The sequence below is a fragment of the Streptomyces endophyticus genome, from assembly GCF_035798155.1.
Classification (GTDB): domain Bacteria; phylum Actinomycetota; class Actinomycetes; order Streptomycetales; family Streptomycetaceae; genus Streptomyces; species Streptomyces endophyticus.
The window spans coordinates 1-24946 of sequence record NZ_JAOZYC010000191.1 but is presented as its reverse complement, the minus strand read 5'-3'; the positions used below and the strand labels follow the sequence as shown (position 1 = coordinate 24946).

Genomic DNA, 24946 nt, shown 5'->3' with positions numbered 1-24946 from the left:
TCAGCCGTGCCTTTCCGATGTCGCCTCGTGTGCGCCGGGTTCAGCGAGGCGCACTTTCCGGATGGAGAAGAGTTCATTGTTCTCGCGCTGGGAGTTCATCTGACCGAAGAGCTTTCCGGCGGTCTCCGGTTCGAGATCTCCGATCTCGAACCGGTGGACCCGGTCCCGGTCCAGCGCTGCTTGCAGCCACGCTCCGTCGGCGAAGAATTCGCCGAATTGGTCCCGGTTGTAAATCCACACACCGAGCGCGGCGACCTTGGCGTGCAGGGCACACAATTCTTCGGCGAGCCGGATCAGCCGGGGCGGGGTGCCCTTGCCGGCCGCGGGGCGCGCCGCGGCCCCGCGTACCTCGCCGACCTGCGCGAACAGTGCGTCGAGCTGGTGTCGCACCCGTTCGGCACCGGCCCGCAGGGCCGCGATCCGCTCCTCGTCGCAGCCGCCCGGCTCCGGCCTCAGCCCGTCGAGCCTGCGGATGAGTTCGGGCAGCGCGGCGAACGTCGCGTCCCTGCCACGTCCGAACACGCTCACCCGGTCCGGCTCGAAGGGCGGCAGGTCGGCCCGCAGGTCGAACAGTGCGCGCCAGTCCTCCTCGGGCCGCTCGCGTGTGTGGGCCTTGGCCATGGCGGGCAGTTGGAGCGCGATGCTGTCGAGGCAGACCGGCTCGCTGCCGTCGAAGACGGACACGACCGCGCTGTCCCTGAGCATCTTCTGGAAGATCCCCACGTGCTCGGGAGCGCGCAGGTAATAGCGGGCGCCCAGAGTCCGGGAAAGGCTCCTGCCGTTTCCGTCGACAAGGCGGGCCACCTGCACCTTGCTCACGTTTCCCCAGACGCTGAACTCCTCGGTGAAGAGGTGCAGTCCGCGCATCGCCACCAGGCTCTCGCATTCCGCGACGAGCAGGCTCAGATACGCGTTCGCGAGGGATTCCGTGACGTACGGGATGTCACTCGCGGCGCCCTCGTACAGAAAGCGCCGGGACAGGAAGTCGCCGACCGCGCGCAGCATGGTGTCGCCCGTGCCGAGCGAGAGGCCCGTGCACAGCGTCCGTGTGATCAGCAGGCCGCGCAGCGCCAGTTCGAGCCCGTCCCCCTCGGCGCCGATCCGCTCCTGCGCGCCCACCCGGACGCCTTCGAAGGCGACCCCGCTGATATCGCATCCGCGCAGGCCGTACGTGGGGACGCGGGGCACGCCCGTGACCTCCCCCGCCGCGACGGCCGCCCGGTCCACGAGGAACATGGACTGCCTGCGCTTGGCCGGGGTCCTGTCGCCCCCCGTGGTGCCGAGCAGCACGACGTGGGTCGAGGTCCTGCCCCGGTTGATCGGCCACTTCTCGCCGGTCAGTACGTACTGGTCGGCGCCGCGGTCCGGGGCGTGCTCCGGGATGCGCTCCGGGATGTGCTCCGGGATGCGCTCCGGGACGGCCGCGAACTCGTTGGCCGCGAGGTCCGCCCCGTGCCCCGGCTCCGAGTACGCGAGGCAGGGGACGACCCCGCCGCGCACCATCGTGGCCGCGTACTTCGCCCGCTGCTCGGCGTCGCCACCGATCCAGACGAGCATCATCCACACCTGCGTGCTCTCGCTCACGGCGACATTCATGTCGCGCCGCGCGATCACGCGGGTGAGCGTCAACAGTTCCTCGGCGGACCGCAGTTCCCCGCCGAGGCGTTCCGGAACGAAGTACCGGTGGAACCCAAAAGCACGTAACTGATCGATTCCGGCGGCCGGCAGTTCCTCGCGCTCGTCGAGCTCCAGAGCACGGACGAACGAAGTGGAATTGGTTTCGCGCTCGGGATCCCCGAGCCACCTTTCAAGAGATTCCGCAAGACAGATCACATCTGTCATCAATCGCTCCAAATCAAGGCTCAAGACAGCAGAGGCGCACACAGAAAAGGCGCGTAACAGCAGACTGAGTGATTTCGAAGTGCCCCCGCATGGCGAATGTGGAGCATCGACCAGAACCCGGCGAGCTCCTTTTTTTGACGGGCCTCGCAGAGCCCGTCCCCCGTTTTCGTACTCGACCGTAGCAGCCACCGAACGTACACAATCCGTGACGGTGACCACATCACCGCGCGTCGACCCGGAATGATATTCCCGGCCGCAAGCCCTTACTCGGACCTTGACCTCGAATTACGTCCCGAGAATGACCAGTTCCCTTTCCCGGAAGGTAAAGAGATGGTTTTGAGTTATGGAGGAACGAGTTCCGCGCGGGCCGCCGCCGGGCGCTCCGCCCCAGGCCGGAGGGGGTGACACCCCAGGGAACGTTGGTACCTTCGACGATGGAGATTGCCGACGAACTGCCGACGGACGAGGGAGCCCACCCATGGCGCGTTCACCCCGCAAGGACTTCCCCATCGCCGAGCGACCGGGCTATCTGCTCCACAAGGCGGGCCTGCTGATCGTGGAGGACGTGGAGCGCGCGCTGGGCGAAGTCGGCATGCGCAGCCGGTACTTCTTCGTGCTCGCCGCCCTGGCCGGCGGCCCCGAGCTCTCCCAGCAGGACCTGAGCAAGGTCCTCAACCTCGACCCGACCACGGTCGTCGCGGTGATCGACGAGATGGAGCGCAACCAGCACGTGGAGCGCAGGCGCAACCCCGCCGACCGGCGCCGCTACAGCCTGATCCTCACCGACGCGGGGCGCGAGGCGCTCACCGCGGCGGACCGGGTGGCGACGGAGGTCGAGTCGACGTTCTTCGGCGCGCTCGCGGAGGGTGAGCGCGAGGCGCTGCGCGGCGCGCTCGGCAAGGTCCTGGCGGGCCGCTGGCCGGCGTCGGTCTGTACCGACTGAAGCATCGACTGAAGCGTCAACTCACCGAGTCCGGGCGGGGGTTCACCCCACCCGGACTTTTTCATGCCCTGGGGACACCCACACCCGAGACACCTTGACGCCCGGATTTCCAATCATCTAGATTTCCAACTATCGATAGGTCCAATTGATCCACTAGGGGGAGTCTCACCATGTCCGCAGAACGCGCGCCATCGCCGACGAGGTGGTGGACACTCGGGGTCGTCGCGTTAGGCACCTTCATGCTGATGCTCGACCTGAGCGTGGTGTCCATCGCTCTGCCGCAGATCCACAAGTCCCTGGGCAGCAGCTTCGCCGAACTCCAATGGGTCTTCGACGCCTATGCGTTGACCCTTGCGATCTTCCTGGTGGCGGCGGGCTCGTTCGCCGACCGGATCGGCCGCAAGAAGCTCTTCCTCTGGGGCTTCGCCCTCTTCACCGCCGCCTCGCTCGCCTGCGGCCTGGCCGGGGACGCCACCGCGCTGAGCCTCTACCGCGCGGTCCAGGGCGTGGGCGCGGCCGTCATGTTCGCGGTCGGCCCCTCGATGCTCAGCCACGAGTTCCACGGCAAGGAACGGGCCACCGCCTTCACGGTGTTCGGCGCGGCGGTCGGCCTCGCGGTCGCCACGGGACCGCTGATCGGCGGCTCCCTCATCAACGCGCTGTCCTGGCGCTGGATCTTCTACATCAACGTACCGATCGGCATCCTCGCCCTCCTCTTCGGCGCCTTGCGCGTGCGCGAATCGGTCAACAAGCGCGCCCACCCCACCGATTGGGCCGGCCTCGGCACGTTCAGCGTCGCGCTCGCGGCCCTGGTCTTCGCCACCATCCGCGCACCCCGCGAGGGCTGGACCAGCCCCGTCACCCTCGGCCTCTACGCCGCCAGCGCGCTCTTCCTGATCCTCTTCGCGGTCATCCAACACCGCCTGGGCGAACGCGCGTTGATCGACCCGGCGTTCTTCCGCAGCCCCACGTTCGCGGGCATCTCACTCGTCGCCATGATCGGCAACGCGGCGGCCCTGCCCTCCGTGTTCTTCGAAACGAGCTACCTGGAGAACGTGCTGCACGTGGACGCCTGGGGCACGGGCCTGCGCTTCCTTCCCCTCACGCTCGCGATGTTCGTGGCGGGCGCGATCGGCGGCGGCCTCATCGGCAAGGTCCCCTTCAGGATCCTCCTCGGCGGCTCGACCGCGGTCATGGCGACCGGCATCCTCTTCCTCAACCTCACGGAAGCGGACTCGTCCTGGACGGTCCTCGTCCCGGCCCTGGTCATCGCGGGCTTCGGCATGGGCGCCTTCAACCCGGCGCGGGCGGCGCTCGCCATCGGCGTCGCGGAACCGGCCAAGTCCGGTGTCGCGTCCGGCATCAACGAGACGTTCCAGCAGGTCGGCATCGCGGTCGGCATCGCGGGCGTGGGCGCCTTCTTCGAACACCGGGTGGCCACCGAGTTCACCGCGTCCGCAGCCGGCCAACAGATGAGCCCGGCCGCCGCGGAGGAGGCGGCCCACGGCATCAGCGCCGGCTCGATCGACGCGGTCGCCGCCGCGGCGGGCCCACTGCGCGACCAGGTCCTCCCCGCCGCCCAGGACGCGTTCATGACCGCCTTCCACGGCGCCATGACCCTGAGCGCGATCCTCGGCTTCATCGCGGCGGCCATCGGCTTCCTGATGCTCCGCACCAAGGACCTCCACGCCAGCGCCCTCTCCACGATCCCACCGGACGTGGACGAGGACCCGTCCCCCCGAGAGGACGACGAGACGGTCCCGGCAGCGTCCGCCTGACACCCCCTCACGGGAACGACGAAACCCCGGGCCGGATCCGATCCGACCTGGGGTCCGTCCTGCCCCGGACATGAAAAAACCCCAGGTCACGGCGAGTGAGTCCTGGGGTTCTTCCGGAGCCGCCTTCGGGATTCGAACCCGAGACCTACGCATTACGAGTGCGTTGCTCTGGCCATCTGAGCTAAGGCGGCGCCGCCGCGCGCACCGGAGTGCGTCAGCAACGTCGCCAATCCTACACGCTCCACAAGGGTGCTCCGCACAGCCTTTATGGCCAGGGGACACGCACTACGAGCAGCGCTTTCCGTCGGCCGGAGGGGTGCCGGTCAGCAGGTACTCGTCGATCGCCCCGTCCACACAGTCGCTGCCGCGGCCGTACGCCGTGTGGCCGTCGCCGTCGTACGTGAGGAGGTGGCCGGAGGAGAGTTGGGCGGCGAGGGACTTCGCCCAGCGGTAGGGGGTGGCCGGGTCGCGGGTGGTGCCGGCCACGACGATGGGGGCGGCGCCTTCGGCGGTGATGCGGTGGGCTTCACCCGTCGCCTTCACCGGCCAGTAGCCGCAGTTCAGGGAGGACCAGGCGAGGCCCTCGCCGAAGACCGGGGAGGCCTTCTCGAAGTCGGGGAGCGCCTTCTCGACCTCCGCGGGCGAGGTGAAGGACGGGTGCTGGTCCAGGCAGTTCACCGCGGCGTTGGCGAACATCATGTTCGAGTACGTGCCGTCCGGCTCGCGCTCGTAGTAGCTGTCGGAGAGGGCGAGCAGGCCCGCGCCGTCCTTGTGCTTCATGGCCGCGGTGAGGGCCTCGCGCAGCTGCGGCCAGGCCCCCTCGTCGTACATCGCGGCGATCACGCCGGTCGTGGCGAGGGCCTCGCCGAGCTTGCGGCCGCCCTCGTCCCCGGTGCCGATCGGCGAGCGGTCGAGGGTGGTGAAGAACTCCTTGAGGCGCTTGCCCGACCGGTCGGGGGTGCCGGCGCCGAGGGGGCAGCCGGAGCGCTTCGCGCAGTCCTTCGCGAAGGACCTGAACGCCGTCTCGAAGCCGGCGGTCTGCTGCTCGTTCATCTCACGCGCGGGCAGGGAGGGGTCCATCGCGCCGTCGAGCACGAGCCGCCCGACCCGCTCCGGGTACAGGCCCGCGTACGTCGCCCCCAGGAACGTTCCGTACGAGGCGCCTACGTAGTTGAGCTTCTCGTCGTCGAGCGCCTCGCGTACGAGGTCCATGTCGCGGGCCGCCTCGACCGTGGAGACGTGCGGCAGAACCCGGCCGGACGTGCGGTTCGAGGCCTCGCAGCCGGCACCGAAACCCTTGTAGGCGGCGGCCAGGCGGGCCTGCTCGGCCTGATTGTCCGGGGTGACGTCGGTCCGCGTGTACGCGTCCATCCGCTTGCCGTCGAGGCAGGTGACGGGCTCACTGCGGGCGACACCGCGCGGGTCGACGGCGACCATGTCGTAGCGGGCGCGGACCTTCTCCGGGTAGCCGATGCCCGCGTACGACTGGAGGTAGCCGATCGCCGAGCCGCCGGGGCCGCCCGGGTTGACCAGGAGCGAACCGAGGCGCTTGCCGGGGCCCGTGGCCTGCTTCCGGGAGACGGCGAGGTCGATGTCACCGGCGGACGGCTTGTCGTAGTCGAGCGGCGCCTTGAGAGTGGCGCATTGGAATCCGGGCACGCCGCACTCGTGCCACTTCGGGCTCTGGTCGTAATACGGGGCCAGGGCGGCCGGCGTGGCGCGGGGCAGCGCGGCGAGCGAGGAACCCGGAGCACCCGAACTGCCCGACGCGCAGGCGGAGATGGCGGCAAGCAGTATCCCACCGGCGACGGCGAGCACGGCGGGGCGGCGGCGTGGGGTGAGGAGGTGGCGCCTGAAGTCCATCGAGCGAGCGTAACGCTCCGCACCGAAGCGGTCACCTTCCGTATGTAGTCGTGCTACCCCGCGCGCAGCGCCACCGTCATCGCCTCCACCGCCAAGAGCGGCGCCACATTCCCGTCCAACGCCACCCTGCACGCCCCGATCGCCTCGATCCGACGCAGCGTCGACTCCGGCGAGGTATTGCGGGCGACCCGCTCCAACGTGTCCTGGATCTCGATGTTGGCCAGGTCCACGCGCGAGCCGAGCTGCATCGCGAGCACGTCCCGGTAGACGACCGTCAGCTCGGTGAGCGCCAGGTCGAGGCTGTCTCGCTGCGAGCGCGTGCGGCGCCGCTTCTGCATGTCCTCGAGGTCCTTCATGACACCGGCGGTGCCGCGCGGCATCCGCCCGCCGCTCTGCCCGCCGAGCGCCGCCTTGAGCTCTTCCGTCTCCTTGGTGTCGACCTCTTCGGCGAGCTGCTTGGAGTCCTCGGCGGCCGCGTCCACCAGTTCCTGCGCCGCCTTGAGGCAGCCGCCGATCTCCTCGACGCGCAGCGGCACCTTCAGGACGGCGGCCCTGCGCTCCCGCGCGCGCGGGTCCGTGGCCAGGCGGCGGGCCCGGTCGATGTGCCCCTGCGTGGCGCGGGAGACGGCGGCCGCGACGTCCGGCTCGATGCCGTCGCGCCGGACGAGCATGTCGGCGACCGCGGAGACGGCGGGCGTGCTCAGGGTGAGCAGGCGGCAGCGGGAGCGGATCGTCGGCAGTACGTCCTCCACCGAAGGCGCGCACAGCATCCACACCGTGCGCGGCGCCGGCTCCTCCACCGCCTTCAGGACCGCGTTCGCCGACTTCTCGTTGAGCCGCTCGGCGTCCTCCACGAGGATCACCTGCCAGCGACCGACCGCCGGTGACGTGTACGACTTGCGGACCGTGTCACGCATGTCGTCGACGCGGATCTGGGTGCCGACCGCGGCCACCGTCGACACGTCCGCGTGCGTGCCGAGCAGCGCGGTGTGGCAGCCGTCGCAGAACCCGCAGCCGGGGGCTCCGCCGAGGGCCCGGTCCGGGCTGACGCACTGGAGGGCCGCGGCGAAAGCGCGGGCCGCGGTCTCCCGGCCCGCTCCCGGTGGGCCGGTGAACAGCCAGGCGTGGGTCATTTTCGACGCGGCCGGCGGCGGGGTCTGGGCGGTCGCCGCCGTCACCAGGGCGTCCGCGTCCCGCGCGGCCGCGCTCAGCTCCGCGATCACCCGCTCCTGACCGACCAGGTCGTCCCACACGGCCATGCGGCCACCGTCCCTTGCTCATGCCGAGTCCCAGCGAACTCATTGTGCCGGTCCCCACTGACATCGCCCGAACCGTGGCCGGGCTCCCGGGGCTCCACCCCGGGCCCCGCTCCTCAAACGCCGGAGGGGCTTGAAAAACAGACCGGCCCCCGCCTACCGGCGGCGCCGACCGCCCCGGTCGTCCTCGTCCCCGCGCTCACCGAGCAGCTCGTCCGCCAGCGACGGCAGGTCGTCCAGCGGCGTCTCCTCCGCCCAGTCGGGCCGGGGCCGCCGCGGCCTGCCGTTCTCGTCGACCTGCGGCAGCTCCGCCGTGCGCTCGTTGGGACTGTCCGGACCTGAACCGGCGGGCCGCTCGTCGCGGAAGTAACCGCTCGGCACCCGGTCCGCCGGCTCGGACACCTGCGGAAGGACCGCCGTCTCATCCGCGGCGCCGGGAGCGGGCGGCTGCGGCAGCTGCGTCGTCTCCTCAGCGTCCTGCGCGTCCCGCACCGGTGGCAGCACCGTGGTCTCTTCGGCGTCCCGCACCGGCGGCAACACCGTGGTCTCTTCCGCGTCCCGCACCGGCGGCAGCACCGTGGTCTCTTCGGCGTCGGGCCGCACGATCGGCGTCGGCACGGTCGTCTCGTTGTCCACCGGCCCGGCGTCCGGCGCCTCACTCGGCAGCTCGACCTTGCGGAAGTTCGCGGTCGGCGCGCCCGCACTGCGCTGCGCCTGCTCCGCGGCCTGCGCCGCGAGCCGCCGCGCCTCCTCCGCGCGCAGCAGCGCCTCTTCGGCCTTGCGCTGCTTCTCCAGGCGCCGCTCCTCGGCCTCGGCCCGAAGCCGCGCCTCGTCCTCGGCCTGCTTGCGAAGTCGCTCCTGCTCAGCGGCGCGTACCTCTTCCTCGGCCTTGCGGCGGGCCCGCTCCTCCTCGGCCTTGCGGCGCTCCTCCTCGGCGCGCTGCCGGGCCTCCTCGGCCTGCCGCTCGGCCTCCAGGCGCTGCGCCTCCTCCAGCTCGCGGCGCGCCCGCTCCTCCTCCTCGGCGCGGAGCTTGGCGAGCTGCTCCTGGCGCTCACGCTCCAGGCGCTCCTCCTCCGCCTTGCGGGCGGCCTCTTCCTCGGCCTTGCGGCGCGCCTCTTCCTCGGCGGCCTTGCGGGCCTCCTCCTGCGCCTTGATCTCGGCCTCGGAGAGCGGGAGGAGTACGTCGAGCCGGTGCCGGATCACGGTCGTGACGGACTCCGGCTCCTGGCCGGCGTCGACCACCAGGTAGCGACCGGGGTCGCCCGCGGCCAGCGTCAGGAAACCGGAGCGCACGCGCGTGTGGAACTCCATCGGCTCCGACTCGAGCCGGTCGGGCGCCTCGGTGAACCGCTCGCGCGCGGCCTCCGGGTCGACGTCGAGCAGCACGGTCAGGTTCGGTACGAGGCCGCTCGTGGCCCAGCGGTTGATACGGGCGACCTCGGTCGGCGACAGGTCGCGGCCGGCGCCCTGGTAGGCGACGGACGAGTCGATGTACCGGTCGGAGATGACGACGGCGCCGCGCTCCAGGGCGGGCCGGACGACCGTGTCGACGTGCTCCGCGCGGTCGGCGGCGTAGAGCAGCGCCTCGGCCCGGTGGGAAAGACCAGCGGAGGACACGTCCAGCAGGATGGACCGGAGCCGCTTGCCGACCGGCGTGGCGCCCGGCTCGCGCGTGACGACCACCTCGTGGCCCTTGCCGCGGATCCACTCCGCGAGCGCCTCGGCCTGCGTCGACTTCCCGGCGCCGTCCCCGCCCTCCAGGGCGATGAAGAATCCGGTCGTGGCCGGGGCCTGCACCGGGTCGTTCCCGCCGAGCAGGGCGTCCCGCAGATCGTGCCGCAGCGGCACCCCGCTGCGGTCGTCGGCCTTGGCGAGCACGAGCGCGGCGACGGGCAGCAGCAGCGCGCCCACGAGCATCATCGTGAACGCGGCGCCCCCGTGCGCGAAGACGAACTTTCCGCTCTCCAGGTGGTGCGGCCCGATGAGCGCGGCAAGGACCGGCGCGAGCAGCGCGCCGAGCGCGACACATACACGTACGACGGCCTGCAGGTGCTCGGTCGTGCGCGCCCGCCGGTGGTCCTCGCTCTCCTGGTCGAGCAGCGTGTGCCCGGTGTTCGCCGCGATGCCCGCGGTGACCCCGGCGCACGTCACGAGGAGGATCACGCTCGTCACGTCGGGCACCAGGCCCGCCGCGAGCAGTCCGATGCCCGTGAGCGCGATGGCGAGAGTGAAGAGGCGGCGCCGCGAGAGCGGCGGCAGCACCTTGGGCGCCGTGCGGATACCGACGACGGTGCCGCCGGTCAGGCCGAGCACGAGCAGGCCGAACGTGACCGGGCCACCGCCCAGGTCCTTGGCGTGCAGCACGGACACGGCGACGGCCGCCGAGATCGCCCCGGCCACGCAGGAGCAGGCGAGCACGAGCAGCCGGATCACTCCGGTGCGGCCCTTGTCCACGCCCGTGCCGGAGCTGGGCCTGCGCAGCCCCTCCAGCGGCGACCGCGCGCGCGGGGTCTGCGTGTCGGGCAGCTCCAGGAAGAACACGACCGACAGGGAGGCGGCGAAAAGACCCGCCCCTACGTAGGACGACAGCGCCACCTGGTGCGAGGCGAACCAGTCCACGCCCGCGCCGATCAGGTTCTGTACGAGGGTCACGACGACGAGGCCGGCCGCGCCCAGCGGCACGGCGACGAATCCGGTGCGCAGCGAGAGCCGCCGCAGCGCGTCCGTGTGGTCGGGCAACGGCCGGACGGCCGCGCCCTCCAGCGGCGGCGGAGGCAGCAGCGCGGGCGCCGCGCTCGCCTTGGCGACGGTCCAGAACCGCTCGGCGACCCCGCCGACGAACGCCGTCACGAGGAGCATCGCCAGCGCGTTGTCCGGCACCCAGTCGATCCACAGGGGGGCGACGATGAGCAGCGCGGCGCGCACTCCGTCGGCACCGACCATGGTCCAGCGCCGGTCGAGCGGCCCGCCCGGCGTCGTCAGCTGGGTCAGCGGTCCGAGCAGGACGGCGCCGAACAGCAGCGTCGACAGGATCCGCGCCCCGAACACGGCGGCGACGGCGAGGGCCACGCCCCGGTATCCACCGCCGAACGATTCCTCGGGGATGGCCGTCTGTACCGCGAGCACCACGAGTACGAGCAGCCCGATCACGTCGCCGACTCCGCCGACGAGTTGCGCGGACCACAGTCGCTTCAACTGAGGTACGCGCAACAAGGCGCGCACCGCACGCTCTCGGGAGTCCGCGACCAGGGCGTCGTCCGGGGCCGTGTTGGGGTCCGTTGGCTGCTCGGCACGGGTCATTCGTCCAGCCTATAGGGCCCCGCCGACACACCGAAGGTGTGTTCCCGGTGTGAACGCCTCCCCGCATGCGTCACGGGGAGGCACTCGTTCCGCTGGGACGCCGACTACTCCGCCGGAGCCGTCTTCTTGGCGGCCGTCTTCGCGGTCGTCGTCTTCTTGGCCGCGGTCTTCTTCGCCGTGGTCGTCTTCTTGGCGGCCGTCTTCTTGGCCGCCGTCTTCTTCGCGGCGGTCTTCTTGGCGGGCGCCTTCTTGGCCGCGGTCTTCTTCTTGGCCGGACCCTTGGCCCGCTTCTCGGCGAGCAGTTCGAACCCGCGCTCCGCCGTGATCTCCTCCACGGAGTCGTCCGAGCGCAGCGTCGCGTTGGTCTCGCCATCGGTGACGTACGGGCCGAAGCGGCCGTCCTTCACCACGACGGGCTTCTCGCTGACCGGGTCGGTGCCGAGCTCCTTCAGCGGCGGCTTGGCGGCCGCGCGCCCGCGCTGCTTCGGCTTGGAGTAGATCTCCAGGGCCTCTTCCAGCGTGATGTTGAAGAGCTGCTCCTCGGTCTCCAGGGAGCGCGAGTCCGTGCCCTTCTTCAGGTACGGGCCGTACCGGCCGTTCTGCGCGGTGATGTCGACGCCCTCGGCGTCCTGGCCGACGACGCGCGGCAGCGACATCAGCTTCAGGGCGTCGGCCAGCGTCACCGTGTCGAGCGCCATGGACTTGAAGAGCGAGGCGGTCCGCGGCTTCACCGCGTTCTTCCCGGTCTTCGGGGTGCCCTCGGGGAGCACCTCGGTGACGTACGGGCCGTAGCGGCCGTCCTTGGCGATGATCTGGCGCCCGGTCTCCGGGTCGGCGCCCAGTTCGAAGTCGCCGCTCGGCTTGGCGAGCAGCTCCTCGGCGTACTCCACCGACAGCTCGTCGGGCGCGAGGTCCTCGGGGACGTCGGCACGCTGGTGGTTCTCGGAGTCGCGCTCGCCGCGCTCGATGTACGGGCCGTAGCGGCCGACGCGCAGCGTGATGTCGTTGCCCACGGGGAACGACGAGACTTCGCGGGCGTCGATCGCGCCCAGGTCGGTCACGAGCTCCTTGAGGCCGCCGAGGTGGTCGCCGTCACCGTTCCCGGCGTCCGCCGCGCCGCCCTGGCCGTCGGAGCCCTCACCGAAGTAGAAGCGCCGCAGCCACGGCACGGCCTGCGCCTCGCCACGCGCGATGCGGTCGAGGTCGTCCTCCATGGAGGCGGTGAAGCTGTAGTCGACCAGTCGGCCGAAGTGCTTCTCCAGCAGATTGACGACAGCGAACGACAAGAAGGAGGGCACGAGCGCCGTCCCCTTCTTGAAGACGTAACCGCGATCCAGGATGGTCCCGATGATGGACGCATACGTAGACGGGCGGCCGATCTCGCGCTCTTCGAGCTCCTTGACGAGCGAGGCCTCGGTGTAGCGCGCGGGCGGCTTGGTGGCGTGGCCGTCGACCGAGATCTCCTCGGCGGACAGGCCGTCGCCCTCGGCGACCTGCGGAAGCCGGCGCTCGCGGTCGTCCAGCTCCGCGTTCGGGTCGTCGGCGCCCTCCACGTAGGCCTTCAGGAAGCCGTGGAAGGTGATCGTCTTGCCGGACGCGCTGAACTCGGCGTCGCGGCCGTCGGCGGACGCGCCGCCGATCTTGACCGTGACGCTGTTCCCGACCGCGTCCTTCATCTGGGAGGCGACGGTGCGCTTCCAGATCAGCTCGTACAGCTTGAACTGGTCGCCGGTCAGGCCGGTCTCGGCGGGCGTGCGGAAGCGGTCGCCGGAGGGGCGGATCGCCTCGTGCGCCTCCTGCGCGTTCTTGACCTTGCCGGCGTACGTACGCGGCTTGTCCGGCAGGTAGTCGCTGCCGTACAGCTGCGTGACCTGCGCACGGGCGGCCGCGACGGCCGTGTCCGACAGCGTCGTGGAGTCCGTACGCATGTAGGTGATGAAGCCGTTCTCGTACAGCTTCTGCGCGACCTGCATGGTCGCCTTCGCACCGAAGCCCAGCTTGCGCGAGGCCTCCTGCTGCAGCGTCGTCGTACGGAACGGGGCGTACGGCGAGCGGCGGTACGGCTTGGACTCGACGGAGCGTACGGAGAACTGCGTCTGCTCCAGGGCGGCGGCGAGCGCCCGGGCGTTCGTCTCGTCGAGGTGCAGCGTGTTCGCCGAACCGGCCTTCAGCTGCCCGAGCGAGTCGAAGTCGCGGCCCTGCGCGATGCGCTTGCCGTCGACCGCGCTGAGGCGGGCGGTCAGCGACGACGGGTCGGAGGAATCACCGGCGCGGCCCGTCGCGAACGTGCCCGTCAGGTCCCAGTACTCGGCCGAGCGGAAGGCGATGCGGTCGCGCTCGCGCTCGACGACGAGGCGGGTGGCGACGGACTGGACACGGCCCGCCGAAAGGCGCGGCATGACCTTCTTCCACAGGACCGGCGAGACCTCGTAGCCGTAGAGGCGGTCGAGGATACGGCGGGTCTCCTGGGCGTCGACCAGCTTCTTGTTCAGCTCGCGGGGGTTCGCGACGGCGGCCCGGATCGCGTCCTTGGTGATCTCGTGGAAGACCATCCGGTGAACCGGGATCTTCGGCTTGAGGACTTCCTGGAGGTGCCACGCGATGGCTTCGCCCTCGCGGTCCTCATCGGTGGCGAGGAAGAGCTCGTCGGACTCCTTCATGAGGTCCTTGAGCTTCTTGACCTGCGCCTTCTTGTCGCTGTTGACGACATAGATGGGCTGGAAGTCGTTCTCGACGTCCACTCCGAGGCGGCGCACCTCACCGGTGTACTTCTCGGGGACCTCGGCCGCGCCGTTGGGGAGGTCGCGGATGTGCCCGACGCTCGCTTCGACGACGTATCCGGGGCCGAGATAGCCCTTGATCGTCTTCGCCTTGGCGGGCGACTCGACGATGACGAGTCGGCGGCCGCCCTGTGCGGTCTCGCTGGTCGGGGACAACTTCGCTCTTCTCTCCGGTCGGCGGTTCGGGGCCGTATCGATGGCTTTCTCCCGCGGGATCGTGCCGTTTCCACGGCACTGCTGCGGAGTGTGACGGTACCTCCCGCCGGTGTGTCAAACGGGAAAAGCACGCAGCAGCCACTCGGAACGGTAACCCGACTCCTCGTGATCCTGCCCCCGGACCGGCGAGAGGACGCCTGGCCTCCGGGTCCCCGCGTCCACACCTCGTGGGCCGGACTCCTGTGGCAAACGTCCCTATTCCGTAGCGGTCCCGTGCCCTCGGACTCGCCCGTTTATCCCTTCCTGACAAGATGGCGCATGGCTGGGGGAGCCCGCGGGGAGCCTCCGGCTCGTCCCCAAGGCATCACTATCCAGGAGTTTCCCCACATGTCCGACAACAATCCGTACGGCCAGCCCCCCAAGGACCAGTCGGGCGGGAACCCGTACAACCAGCCCCCGGCGGACCAGCCCGGCCAGCCGTACGGCTACCCGCAGCAGGGCTCGCAGCCCGGCTACGGCACGCCGCCTCCCGGTCAGCCCGGTCAGCCCGGCCAGCCCCAGGGCCAGCCCGGCTACGGCACGCCGCCCCCCGGTCAGCCCGGTCCGCCGCAGGGCCAGCCCGGTCAGCCCGGTCAGCCCAGCTACGGCTACCCCTATCCCGGCTCCGCCCCGGCCGGCGGCGGCGCGTACCCGCCCCCGCCGGGCCCCGGCATGGGTGCCCCGAACATGGGCCCCGGCATGGGCATGCCCTACGACCCGGCCGCGCCCTACGGCTACGACCCGTACGGCCGTCCGTACTCGGACAAGACGAAGCTCGCCGCGGGTCTCCTCGGCATCTTCCTCGGCTCGTTCGGCGCGGGCCGCTTCTACACCGGGCACACCGGCATGGCCGTCACCATGCTCATCGTGTCCGTGGTGACCTGCGGACTCGGCGGCATCTGGGGCCTGATCGACGGCATCATGATGCTCGCCGGCGGCAACGCCACCGACTCCCAGGGCCGCCTGCTGCGGGACTCCTGACCCGTGCCCCACGCCGCGTCCCCCACGGCTCGCCTCAGGAGCGCGCTCAGCGCCCCTGCGGCGGCCCCGCTCGGGGTGCTCGCGGCGGGGGCCGTCGCCGCGCTGTATCTGTACGGCACGGACCCGCACGAGCCGGGCCACGCCCTGCCTGGCTGCCCCTTCCGGTTCGCCACGGGGCTGCTCTGCCCGGCGTGCGGCGGAACGCGGATGGTCTACGACCTGATGCACGGTCAGTACGTCATGGCCTGGCACGACAACGGCGCGCTGCTGCTCGCCGCCCCCTTCGCCCTTGCCCTGTTGGGGCGTTGGGCGTACGAGGGGCTGCGCGGCCGCCGCTGGTCGCCGCCGATCGGGGGTCGCGGCGCGGCCGCGATCCTGGTCGGGGCGCTGGTCTGGGCGGTGCTGCGCAACGCGCTCTGAGCCGCCTCCGGGCAGCTCCCGCTCCGCTTCCGAACCGCTTCCTGCTCCGGCTTACGAACCGCTTCTGGGCGGCGCCCAGTTGAGTCGGCTCTAGATCTGACCGAAGCACCACACGGCGAGCGCCAGGGCGCCCGCCCCGGCCGCCCCCGCGATCACCACCGACGTCACAGGGCGCGCCCCGTACGCCACCGGCTCACGGTGCGCCGCGCGCGCCCCGGTCCACGCCAACAGGCCCGCCCCGAACAATCCAAACACCGCGCCTGCGAACACCGCGGGAACACTCTCCATCGCCTTGCCTCCCCCACCTACGGACCGATTCCGGTACTCAGGCGGGCGACGCTGACACGGGAAGCCGAACCCCCGGTGAACTCCCGGGCGCCACAAGGAGAAGCGCGGTCGACCGGCTTCAGCCGACGGGTGTGAACGGCTCCAGGAACCCCTGCTCGACCAGCGTGCGGATCTGCGCGGGCGTGCGGTCGCGCAGCGACACCGGGTCCTCGCCCATGAGTTGGGCGATGGCGTCCAGGATCGTCCCGGCGCTCAGCGACCCGTCGCAGACGCCCGCGAACCCGGCACCGACCGTGTCCACCTTCGTCGCGCGGCGCATCCCTCGCCCCTGCCGCAGCACGACGTGCTCCGGGTCCTCGGCGCCCGGCAACCCGACCTGCTCCTGCACGACTTCACCGGACAGCTTGAAGTGCGCGCCGAGCAGCGCCGCGTCGTCGTGCGCCCGCAGCCAGGCGACCCGCTCGAAGTGCGCGCGCACGGTGTCACCGAGCGGCTGCTCGACGGGGTGCGGCCACTCCTCGACGACGATCGAGGGCTCTTCGGAAGCGGTCTTCCTGAGCGTGATCCAACCGAAGCCGACGGCCCGCACCTTGCGCGCCTCGAACTCGTCGAGCCAGGCGTCGTACCGCGTCGCGTACTCGGCGGGATCGCCGCGGTGGTCACCGGCGTCACGGAGCCACAACTCGGCGTACTGCGCGACGTCCTGGACCTCGCGCTGCACGATCCAGGCGTCACAGCCGCGCGGCACCCAGGAGCGCAGCCGCTCGGTCCACTCCTCCCCCTCCACGTGCTGCCAGTTGGCCAGGAACTGCGCGTATCCCCCCTCGTTCAGGTGCTCCCCTGCCCCCTGAACGACCGAGCGGCACAGATCGTCCCCGCTCATGCCGCCGTCCCGGTACGTGAGGCGGGCTCCCGGGGAGATCACGAACGGCGGGTTGGAGACGACCAGGTCGTACGTGGCGTCGCCCACGGGCTCGTACAGCGAACCCTCCCGCAGCTCGGCGTCCTGCGCGCCCGACAGGGCGAGGGTCAGCGCGGTCATGTGCAGCGCACGCGGGTTGAGATCGGTCGCGGTGACCCGCGTGGCGTGGCGCGCCGCGTGCAGCGCCTGGATCCCGGATCCGGTGCCGAGGTCGAGGGCCGATCCGACGGGCGTACGCACGGTGATCCCGGCGAGCGTCGTGGACGCTCCGCCGACGCCGAGCACGACGCCTTCCTGGCTGCTGCCGATGCCTCCGGCGCCCCCGACCGCGCACCCGAGGTCGGACACGATGAACCAGTCCTCGCCCTCGGGACCGCCATACGGGCGTACGTCGACGCTCGCGGCGACCTCGTCGCCCCCGACGGCCCGCAGCCACCCGCTCTCCAGGCACGCGTCGAGCGGCAGCACCTCGGCCACGCGCTCGCGCGGCGCGGGCTGCTGCAACAGGAAGAGCCGTACGAGCGTCTCCAGGGGCCGCTCGCCCCGGGTGGCCCGCAGGGCGGGCACGGTCTCGCTGCGCGCGAGCGCCGCGTAGGCGGACGCCCCGAGCAGTTCGAGCAGCCCATCGGCAGTGAACTCGGCAGAAACAAGCGCGTCGCGCAGGTCCTGAGCGACATCGGCGCGGTCAACGGCGGGCAGCGATACAAAACCGGAAGAACTCACCCCCCCATTGTGACGCTCCACAGCTGTGGGCAGGCGTTCCGCACGGCGGAACGGGTGGGCACAGCCCCCGGTGCGGCGCGACGCAAACACGACGCCGCCCCCGGTGCAGCGCAGCAATGGCGCAACTCCGGGGGCGCAGAAGAAAACGTGAGGCCTAGGACCCCGAAGGCGTAGCGGAAGCGCTCTTGCAGCTCTCCTGCTTCGCCATCGCCTTGCCCACGTCCCCCTCCTCAAGGTTCTTGAGCGCGTCGCTGCCGTCCTGACTCAGCGTGTCGAGCTGGCCGGCGATGTCCTTGAGCCCGTCGGCGAACTTTGCCTGGTCGCCCGTGTCGAGCTTGTCGACCTTCTTCTTCAGGTCGGCGTACGACGTCGAGATCTTGTCCAGTTCCTTGACGGCGTTCTGCTGCTTCTTGTCACCGCCGTCGACCGGCGGGGCCCCGGCCTTGTCGACCGCGTCACCGATCGCCTTGTACGCGTCGGACATGTCCTGGAACGCCTGCGAGTCGGTCTGCTGGACCTGCTCGGGTTCGCTGTTGTCCGAGGTCTCCTTCTGGATCGCGGTGTTCGCGGCCTCGATCTTCTTGGCCTGCGGCTGGACCTTGTCGCAGACCTGCTTGGCCCAGGAGTCCAGCTTTTCGTTGCTGTCGTCGCTGCAGCCCGACAACGCCAGTACCAGTACCGCACCGCCGGACAGTGCGGCAGCAAGCTTCTTGTTCACCGGATTGGTCCCTTCCATGGCTCTCGGCCCCGGAACTTACACGCCACGCACACGACAATCGCACGCCGGGCGTCCTATACGACCACTTTATTGACCTTTAGCAGCCATTTGCACCAGGAGAGATAAGGCTCACTGAAACCGGAAGGGCACACCCCACAGGCGTAAAAAAACTACGTCAGAACACACGGATGGGCGGACAGGCCGTCAAAAGACGCTGTCCGCCCACCCGTTGTCACATTGACGTGCGCTCAGGTCATGTACGCAGGTTCCTCACGTACGTGTCGTGGAGACCACGGCGGGGTCGGACTGTTCCGGCACCCGTCCGGCCCCTTCCGCCTCGCCGTCCTCGTCCCCGCCGACCGCGATGCCACGCCGCTTGGACATGTACACGGCACCGATGATCACGGCGAGCGACACGACTGCGGCCCCGACCCGCACGCCCACGCTCGCGTCGTCGCCGTAGCTGAACTTGACGATCGCGGGCGCGATGAGCAGCGCCACGAGGTTCATCACCTTCAGGAGCGGGTTGATGGCGGGGCCCGCGGTGTCCTTGAAGGGGTCGCCGACCGTGTCGCCGATGACCGTCGCCGCGTGCGCCTCGCTGCCCTTGCCGCCGTGGTGCCCGTCCTCGACGAGCTTCTTGGCGTTGTCCCACGCGCCGCCCGAGTTGGCGAGGAAGACGGCCATCAGCGTGCCCGTCCCGATCGCCCCCGCGAGATACGCGCCGAGCGCGCCCACGCCGAGCGTGAAGCCGACCGCGATCGGCGCCATGACGGCGAGCAGCCCGGGCGTGGCGAGCTCCCGCAGCGCGTCCTTCGTACAGATGTCGACTACGCGTCCGTACTCCGGCTTCTCCGTGTAGTCCATGATCCCGGGGTGCTCGCGGAACTGCCTGCGCACCTCGTAGACCACCGAACCCGCCGACCGCGAGACGGCGTTGATGGCGAGCCCGGAGAAGAGGAACACCACCGCGGCTCCGGCGATGAGCCCCACCAGGTTGTTGGGCTGCGAGATGTCCATGACCAGGTTCATCGGCCCGCCCTCGCCGACCTTCTCGCCGACGTCTCTGGCCGCTGTGAGGATCGCGTCCCGGTACGAGCCGAACAGGGCGGCGGCCGCGAGCACGGCGGTCGCGATGGCGATGCCCTTGGTGATGGCCTTCGTCGTGTTGCCGACGGCGTCCAGGTCGGTGAGCACCTGCGCGCCCGCGCCCTCGACGTCACCGGACATCTCGGCGATGCCCTGCGCGTTGTCGGAGACAGGACCGAAGGTGTCCATGGCGACGATGACGCCGACCGTGGTGAGCAGCCCCGTGCCGGCCAGGGCGACCGCGAACAGGGCGAGCATGATCGACGTACCGCCGAGCAGGAACGCCCCGTACACGCCGAGCCCGATCAGCACCGCCGTGTAGACGGCCGACTCGAGGCCGATGGAGATGCCGGCGAGCACGACGGTCGCCGCGCCGGTCAGCGACGACTTGCCGATGTCCTTGACCGGTCGCCTGCTCGTCTCGGTGAAGTAGCCGGTGAGCTGCTGGATGAGGGCCGCGAGCACGATGCCGATCGCCACGGCGACGACCGCGAGGACCCGCGGGTCGCCCGCCTTGCCGCTGATCGCCGCGTCCGTGACACCGTCCAGGTCGGCGTACGTCCCCGGCAGATAGATGAAGACGGCGATGGCGACGAGCACGATCGAGATCGCCGCGGAGATGAAGAACCCGCGGTTGATGGCGCTCATCCCGGAGCGGTCGGAGCGGCGCGGCGCGACGGCGAAGATGCCGATCATCGCCGTGACGACCCCGATCGCGGGCACGATCAGCGGGAACGCCAGACCGGCGTCACCGAAGGCGGCCTTGCCGAGGATCAGCGCGGCGACCAGCGTGACGGCGTACGACTCGAAGAGGTCGGCGGCCATTCCCGCGCAGTCTCCGACGTTGTCGCCCACGTTGTCGGCGATGGTCGCGGCATTGCGCGGATCGTCCTCCGGAATGCCCTTCTCGACCTTGCCGACCAGGTCGGCGCCGACGTCGGCGGCCTTGGTGAAGATGCCGCCTCCGACACGCATGAACATCGCGATCAGCGCGGCGCCGAGCCCGAAGCCCTCCAGGACCTTGGGCGCGTCGGCCGCGTAGACGAGCACGACGCAGGAGGCGCCGAGCAGGCCGAGTCCCACCGTGAACATGCCGACGACGCCGCCCGTACGGAAAGCGATCTTCATGGCGTGGTGCGAAACGGTGGTGAGATCCTTTTCCGGCTCGCCTTCGGCCGGGGTCGCTTCTCGTGCGGCGGCGGCGACGCGCACATTGCTGCGCACCGCGAGCCACATTCCGATATAGCCGGTGACGGCCGAGAACACCGCGCCGATCAAGAAGAAGATCGACCGGCCCGTGCGCTGATTCCAGTCGTCCGCCGGAAGCAGCATGAGCAGGAAGAACACCACGACGGCGAATACGCCGAGGGTCCGTAGTTGTCGGCCCAGATAGGCGTTCGCGCCTTCCTGGACCGCGCCCGCGATCTCCTTCATCGAGTCCGTGCCCTCACCGGCCGCGAGCACCTGGCGCACCAGGACTCCGGCGACGGCGAGCGCCGCGAGCGCGACGACGGCGATGACGACGACGATCAATCTGTTGTCGTCGGTCAGAACTGCGGCTGCGAACGTAGCAGGGGTAGAGGGCTCCGCCATTCGTCCTCCTTGACGCTTGGACTGAGCTCAAGATGTGGACGGATTGTAGGGAGCGGACCCTGATCAAAACAGGGCGCGGCAAACGGAATTGTTTCCTACCCAGCAAATGTTCGGTGAACCTCGCCCAGCAGGCAGCGGCGGAATTACTAACCCCCTGAAGGCATTAGCGAAGATCCTTTATTGGCCGATTGGTTGATCGACCTCAGGAAATACCGAAGAGGCCCGGATCACCGTCTGGTGATCCGGGCCTCTTCGAAAGATCTCCGGGCAGCGCGCGGAGCGCTCGGCGCGCTACGGAAGCGTCGCCGGCAGGGTCGGCCAACTCATCCGAATGAGTCCGCCGTCCGTGTCCGCGGTGACCTCGACATCGTCCACGAGGCCGCTGATGACGGCGAGACCCATCTCGTCCTCACCCTCGGCCTCCAGATCGCCGGCGGAACCCGGACCGTCGGCCGCGGCCGACGGTGGCACCGTACGCGGCGCTTCGTCACCGACCTCGATGGAGAACTGCTTCTCCTCCTCGATCAGGGCCACCCGCACCGGCGCCGAGATGCCGCCGCTCTGGTGCAGCCCGACCGCTCGGCTGCAGGCTTCACCGACGGCGAGCCTGACCTCGTCGAGCACGGCCTCGTCCACGCCCGCCCGGCGCGCCACGGCGGCCGCCACCAGGCGGGCCGTCCTGACGTGCTCGGGCAGAGGGCTGAAGCGGAGTTCGACAGTGGCCATGCATCCCCCTCGGACAGACGGGCCCACGGTTGTACGGGCGTTCTCCGGGGATCGGCCGGCCTCGGCCGCCCGATCCCCTTGTCTCCACCGGTGTCACCACCGGCATCAACCGGATCAGTCGGTCGCCGAGACGGCTTCCTCGACCGAGGTGTGAATCGGGAACACCTTGGTCAGTCCGGTGGTACGGAAGATCTTGAGAATGCGCTCCTGGTTGCACACCAGGCGCAGCGAGCCCTCATGGGCACGCACACGCTTCAGGCCGCCGACCAGCACGCCGAGCCCGGTGGAGTCGAGGAAGTCCACGCCCTCCATGTCGACGACAAGGTGGAAACTGCCGTCGTTCACCAGCTCGACCAACTGCTCGCGCAGCTTGGGCGCGGTATATACATCGATTTCGCCACCGACCTCGACGACCGTACGATCGCCGACGGTACGGGTCGACAGGGACAGGTCCACGGATCCTCCAGCACCTTGCTATCGAGCGGTCGCCCCTCGGGGATACCTCGGCTTGATCCCCCGGGACGGTTCGCCAGCCGCGATGGCATTCAATCACTTACCGGCAGGCGTGCACGACGCCTTGGAAGCATTGTCCGTCACGCCAGTGACACACTCGGTGCCGATGGCCAAGAATCAGCGATCCGATCGACCCTCGGCATCCGCCCCAGACCGCCCCTCTCCCGGTGCGGTCCTGGACCGGCTCGCCTCGGGTCCGAGCAGGGCTGCGCGCATCACCCATACGGAGCACTTGCCCCCTCGCCCCGGCCGTCATGCCGTCTGGCCCGATCGGATCCGGGCCGAGGTCATCGCGGCCGTGCAGACCGCCGGAATCGCGCACCCCTGGGCCCACCAGGCACTCGCGGCGGAGCACGCCCTGGACGGCGATTCGGTGGTCGTCGCCACCGGCACTGCCTCCGGCAAGTCGCTCGCCTATCTGGTCCCGGTGCTGTCGACTCTGCTCGACGGATCCGAGGCGCCGAACGGGCGCGGCGCGACCACGCTCTACCTCGCTCCGACGAAGGCGCTCGCGGCGGACCAGTGCCGATCGGTGAAGGAACTTTCACAACCGCTCGGTACGGCGATTCGTCCCGCGGTCTACGACGGCGACACCCCGTTCGAGGAACGCGAGTGGGTCCGCCAGTACGGAAACTACGTCCTCACCAACCCGGACATGCTGCACCGGGGCATCCTGCCCTCGCACCCGCGCTGGTCCTCCTTCTTCAAAGCGCTCAAGTACGTCGTGATCGACGAGTGCCACACGTATCGCGGCGTCTTCGGCTCGCACGTGGCGCAGGTGTTGCGAAGACTGCGCCGCATATGTGCCCGCTATGGTTCCGATCCCGTCTTCCTGCTGGCCTCGGCCACCTCGGCCGAACCAGCCGTCTCCGCACAGCGGTTGACGGGTCTGCCGGTCATCGAGGTCGCGGACGACGCCTCGCCGCGCGGCGAACTGGTCTTCGCGCTCTGGGAACCCCCGCTGACGGAGATGCAGGGCGAGAAGGGCGCGCCGGTGCGGCGCACGGCGACCGCCGAGACGGCTGACCTCCTGACCGACCTCGCGGTCCAGGGCGTGCGCTCGGTCGCCTTCGTACGCTCCCGGCGTGGCGCGGAGCTGATCGCGGTGATCGCGCAGGAGCGGCTCGCCGAGGTCGACCGCTCGCTCGCCCGGCGGGTCGCGGCCTACCGCGGCGGCTATCTCTCCGAGGAACGCCGCGCCCTCGAAGCGGCCCTGCACTCCGGCGAACTCCTCGGCCTCGCCGCCACCACCGCCCTCGAACTCGGCATCGACGTCTCGGGGTTGGACGCCGTACTGATCGCCGGCTATCCCGGTACGCGGGCGTCCCTGTGGCAACAGGCCGGCCGTGCGGGCCGCTCGGGGCAGGGCGCACTCGCCGTCCTCGTCGCCCGTGACGACCCCCTGGACACGTATCTGGTCCACCATCCCGAGGCCCTCTTCGACCAGCCGGTCGAGTCGACGGTCCTCGACCCGGACAACCCGTACGTCCTGGCTCCGCACCTGTGCGCGGCGGCGGCGGAGATCCCCCTGACCGAACCGGACCTGGACCTGTTCGGCCCCGCGACCGGAGAGCTGCTTCCGCAACTGGAGGCGGCGAAGCTGCTGCGGCGCCGCTCCGCCACGAAGGCCTGGCACTGGACGCGCCGCGAGTCCGCCGCGGACCTGGCCGACATCCGCGGCGAGGGCGGCTCCCCCGTCCAGGTCGTCGAGGACGGCACGGGTCGGCTGCTCGGCACGGTCGACGCGGGCTCCGCCCACACCTCGGTCCACGACGGCGCGGTCCACCTCCACCAGGGCCGCACGTACGTGGTGAAGAAGCTGGACCTCGACGACAACGTCGCCCTCGTCGAGACGGCGAACCCCACCTACTCGACCACCGCCCGCGACACCACGGCCATCTCCATCCTGGAGACCGACGTCGAAGTCCCTTGGGGCGACGGCAGGTTGTGCTACGGATCGGTCGAGGTCACGAACCAGGTCGTCGGCTACCTCCGCCGCCGCCTGATCACCGGCGAAGTCCTCGGCGAGACCAAACTCGACCTCCCTCCCCGTACGCTGCGCACCCGCGCCGTGTGGTGGACGGTCACCGAGGACCAACTCGACGCCGCCCGCATCAACCCCGAGATCCTCGGCGGCGCCCTGCACGCCGCCGAACACGCCTCCATCGGCCTGCTCCCCCTCTTCGCCACGTGCGACCGCTGGGACATCGGCGGCGTCTCGATGCCACTCCATCCGGACACGCTCCTCCCCACGGTCTTCGTCTACGACGGTCATCCCGGCGGCGCGGGCTTCGCCGAACGCGCCTTCCACACCGCCCGCGAGTGGCTGACCGCCACCCGCGAGGCCATCGCCTCCTGCGACTGCGACGCCGGCTGCCCCTCCTGCATCCAGTCCCCCAAGTGCGGCAACGGCAACGACCCGCTGCACAAGCGGGGGGCGGTACGTCTCCTGTCGGTGCTGCTGAAGGAGGCGGCGGGGTAGGTCGGCACGTTGGGCCCCCCGGCCTGCTGCGGTCGACCGTTCCTACGCCTCGGGGCTCCGCCCCGGACCCCGCTGGCTCCCGTCCAAGAGCGGGGCTTGATTTACCGGCACCGGCCCCGGTGGGCCCGCGCGGGCTCTCACCTCCGCGTGGAACGTGCCGTGGCCCGCCGACGCGGTCACGAATGACACCTCGCCGTGGACCGCGCAGCGCACCACCGTCGCCTCCTGCGCCCGCGCCACCCGCACGGCCAGCGCGCACGCCTTCGCTCTCCCCTCCATCCAGTGGTCCGCCGCGGCGAGCGCCGCCAGGTCGGCCGCCGAGCCCGCCCGGTGCCGCGCCTCGACCGCCTGTCCCATGGCCAGAATCGCCCCGAACACCACGCCCACCGCGGCCATCGCCATCGCGACCCACACGGTCGCCGACCCGCGGTCACGCCGCCCCGTCACGCCGCCTCCTCCGCCGGGTACGCACCGTAGCCGTGCCCGACGAGGACGATGTCCTGTCCCTCGCCGATGGTGTCGATGGTGTCGATG

At 70.4% G+C, this 24946-nt stretch carries 17 protein-coding genes and 1 tRNA gene; 5 read left to right on the top strand and 13 right to left on the bottom strand.

Translation table 11 applies throughout. The features are described from left to right. Complete coding sequence (locus OKJ99_RS38430) at positions 1–1842, bottom strand: acyl-CoA dehydrogenase family protein (protein ID WP_326023063.1); 1842 nt, start codon at positions 1840–1842, stop codon at positions 1–3. A gap of 478 nt (positions 1843–2320) precedes the next feature. On the opposite strand from OKJ99_RS38430, the gene OKJ99_RS38425 reads away from it, so the two are divergent. Both OKJ99_RS38425 and OKJ99_RS38420 read left to right on the top strand, forming a co-directional pair. Next, positions 2321–2785 (top strand): MarR family winged helix-turn-helix transcriptional regulator, encoded by a 465-nt coding sequence (locus OKJ99_RS38425; RefSeq protein ID WP_326023062.1) that lies wholly within the window; start codon positions 2321–2323, stop codon positions 2783–2785. A gap of 170 nt (positions 2786–2955) precedes the next feature. After that, positions 2956–4563: an MFS transporter gene (locus OKJ99_RS38420; protein ID WP_326023061.1), complete on the top strand. Its 1608-nt coding sequence runs from the start codon at positions 2956–2958 to the stop codon at positions 4561–4563. A 117-nt stretch (positions 4564–4680) separates the two neighbouring features. On the opposite strand, the gene OKJ99_RS38415 is transcribed toward OKJ99_RS38420, so the two are convergent. The 5 genes from OKJ99_RS38415 to topA form a co-directional block, all read right to left on the bottom strand. Next, positions 4681–4754 (bottom strand) — tRNA-Thr (locus OKJ99_RS38415). Between the two features lie 94 nt (positions 4755–4848). Further along, positions 4849–6426 carry an alpha/beta hydrolase gene (locus OKJ99_RS38410; RefSeq protein WP_326023060.1) on the bottom strand — a complete coding sequence of 526 codons (1578 nt, stop codon included), beginning with the start codon at positions 6424–6426 and terminating at the stop codon, positions 4849–4851. Positions 6427–6479: 53 nt separating this feature from the next. Beyond that, positions 6480–7685 carry a DNA polymerase III subunit delta' gene (locus OKJ99_RS38405; RefSeq protein ID WP_326023059.1) on the bottom strand — a complete coding sequence of 402 codons (1206 nt, stop codon included), beginning with the start codon at positions 7683–7685 and terminating at the stop codon, positions 6480–6482. A 153-nt stretch (positions 7686–7838) separates the two neighbouring features. Continuing rightward, positions 7839–10982: a dTMP kinase gene (gene tmk / locus OKJ99_RS38400; RefSeq protein ID WP_326023058.1), complete on the bottom strand. Its 3144-nt coding sequence runs from the start codon at positions 10980–10982 to the stop codon at positions 7839–7841. Positions 10983–11086: 104 nt separating this feature from the next. Beyond that, complete coding sequence (topA, locus tag OKJ99_RS38395; protein WP_326023057.1) at positions 11087–13918, bottom strand: type I DNA topoisomerase; 2832 nt, start codon at positions 13916–13918, stop codon at positions 11087–11089. 387 nt (positions 13919–14305) lie between these two features. Between topA and OKJ99_RS38390 the strand changes: the two genes are divergently transcribed. Then, entirely contained in the window at positions 14306–14938 is a 633-nt protein-coding gene (locus OKJ99_RS38390) for a TM2 domain-containing protein (RefSeq protein ID WP_326023056.1), read from the top strand. 3 nt (positions 14939–14941) lie between these two features. After that, a complete protein-coding gene (locus OKJ99_RS38385; protein ID WP_326023055.1) occupies positions 14942–15358 on the top strand; it encodes a DUF2752 domain-containing protein in 417 nt (138 codons plus the stop codon). Positions 15359–15448: 90 nt separating this feature from the next. On the opposite strand, the gene OKJ99_RS38380 is transcribed toward OKJ99_RS38385, so the two are convergent. From OKJ99_RS38380 to bldG, 6 genes are all read right to left on the bottom strand, one after another. Beyond that, entirely contained in the window at positions 15449–15646 is a 198-nt protein-coding gene (locus tag OKJ99_RS38380; RefSeq protein WP_326023054.1) for a hypothetical protein, read from the bottom strand. Between the two features lie 118 nt (positions 15647–15764). Then, positions 15765–17291 carry a DUF7059 domain-containing protein gene (locus OKJ99_RS38375; protein ID WP_326023053.1) on the bottom strand — a complete coding sequence of 509 codons (1527 nt, stop codon included), beginning with the start codon at positions 17289–17291 and terminating at the stop codon, positions 15765–15767. A 154-nt stretch (positions 17292–17445) separates the two neighbouring features. Beyond that, positions 17446–18027, bottom strand: a complete 582-nt coding sequence (locus OKJ99_RS38370; RefSeq protein WP_326023052.1) for a small secreted protein — start codon at positions 18025–18027, stop codon at positions 17446–17448. A gap of 252 nt (positions 18028–18279) precedes the next feature. Continuing rightward, positions 18280–20691, bottom strand: coding sequence for a sodium-translocating pyrophosphatase (locus OKJ99_RS38365; protein WP_326023051.1), 2412 nt, complete (start codon positions 20689–20691; stop codon positions 18280–18282). A 291-nt stretch (positions 20692–20982) separates the two neighbouring features. Beyond that, complete coding sequence (locus OKJ99_RS38360) at positions 20983–21417, bottom strand: ATP-binding protein (RefSeq protein WP_326023050.1); 435 nt, start codon at positions 21415–21417, stop codon at positions 20983–20985. 114 nt (positions 21418–21531) lie between these two features. Continuing rightward, positions 21532–21873, bottom strand: coding sequence for an anti-sigma factor antagonist BldG (gene bldG / locus OKJ99_RS38355; protein ID WP_326023049.1), 342 nt, complete (start codon positions 21871–21873; stop codon positions 21532–21534). 82 nt (positions 21874–21955) lie between these two features. Here bldG and OKJ99_RS38350 point away from each other — a divergent pair, with 82 nt between their 5' ends. Next, complete coding sequence (locus OKJ99_RS38350; protein ID WP_326023048.1) at positions 21956–24412, top strand: DEAD/DEAH box helicase; 2457 nt, start codon at positions 21956–21958, stop codon at positions 24410–24412. A gap of 42 nt (positions 24413–24454) precedes the next feature. Here the strand turns inward: OKJ99_RS38350 and OKJ99_RS38345 are convergent, their stop codons facing one another. Continuing rightward, positions 24455–24814 carry an Rv3654c family TadE-like protein gene (locus tag OKJ99_RS38345; RefSeq protein ID WP_407700845.1) on the bottom strand — a complete coding sequence of 120 codons (360 nt, stop codon included), beginning with the start codon at positions 24812–24814 and terminating at the stop codon, positions 24455–24457. Positions 24815–24946 lie beyond the last annotated feature (132 nt).

Bases quoted from the DNA above. Each gene is read 5' to 3' on its own strand.
- OKJ99_RS38430 (WP_326023063.1), bottom strand. From the start codon at position 1,842: ATGACAGATGTGATCTGTCTTGCGGAATCTCTTGAAAGGTGGCTCGGG.
- OKJ99_RS38425 (WP_326023062.1), top strand. From the start codon at position 2,321: ATGGCGCGTTCACCCCGCAAGGACTTCCCCATCGCCGAGCGACCGGGC.
- OKJ99_RS38420 (WP_326023061.1), top strand. From the start codon at position 2,956: ATGTCCGCAGAACGCGCGCCATCGCCGACGAGGTGGTGGACACTCGGG.
- OKJ99_RS38410 (WP_326023060.1), bottom strand. From the start codon at position 6,426: ATGGACTTCAGGCGCCACCTCCTCACCCCACGCCGCCGCCCCGCCGTG.
- OKJ99_RS38405 (WP_326023059.1), bottom strand. From the start codon at position 7,685: ATGGCCGTGTGGGACGACCTGGTCGGTCAGGAGCGGGTGATCGCGGAG.
- tmk (WP_326023058.1), bottom strand. From the start codon at position 10,982: ATGACCCGTGCCGAGCAGCCAACGGACCCCAACACGGCCCCGGACGAC.
- OKJ99_RS38390 (WP_326023056.1), top strand. From the start codon at position 14,306: ATGTCCGACAACAATCCGTACGGCCAGCCCCCCAAGGACCAGTCGGGC.
- OKJ99_RS38380 (WP_326023054.1), bottom strand. From the start codon at position 15,646: ATGGAGAGTGTTCCCGCGGTGTTCGCAGGCGCGGTGTTTGGATTGTTC.
- OKJ99_RS38370 (WP_326023052.1), bottom strand. From the start codon at position 18,027: ATGGAAGGGACCAATCCGGTGAACAAGAAGCTTGCTGCCGCACTGTCC.
- OKJ99_RS38365 (WP_326023051.1), bottom strand. From the start codon at position 20,691: ATGGCGGAGCCCTCTACCCCTGCTACGTTCGCAGCCGCAGTTCTGACC.
- OKJ99_RS38360 (WP_326023050.1), bottom strand. From the start codon at position 21,417: ATGGCCACTGTCGAACTCCGCTTCAGCCCTCTGCCCGAGCACGTCAGG.
- OKJ99_RS38350 (WP_326023048.1), top strand. From the start codon at position 21,956: ATGGCATTCAATCACTTACCGGCAGGCGTGCACGACGCCTTGGAAGCA.
- OKJ99_RS38345 (WP_407700845.1), bottom strand. From the start codon at position 24,814: ATGGCGATGGCCGCGGTGGGCGTGGTGTTCGGGGCGATTCTGGCCATG.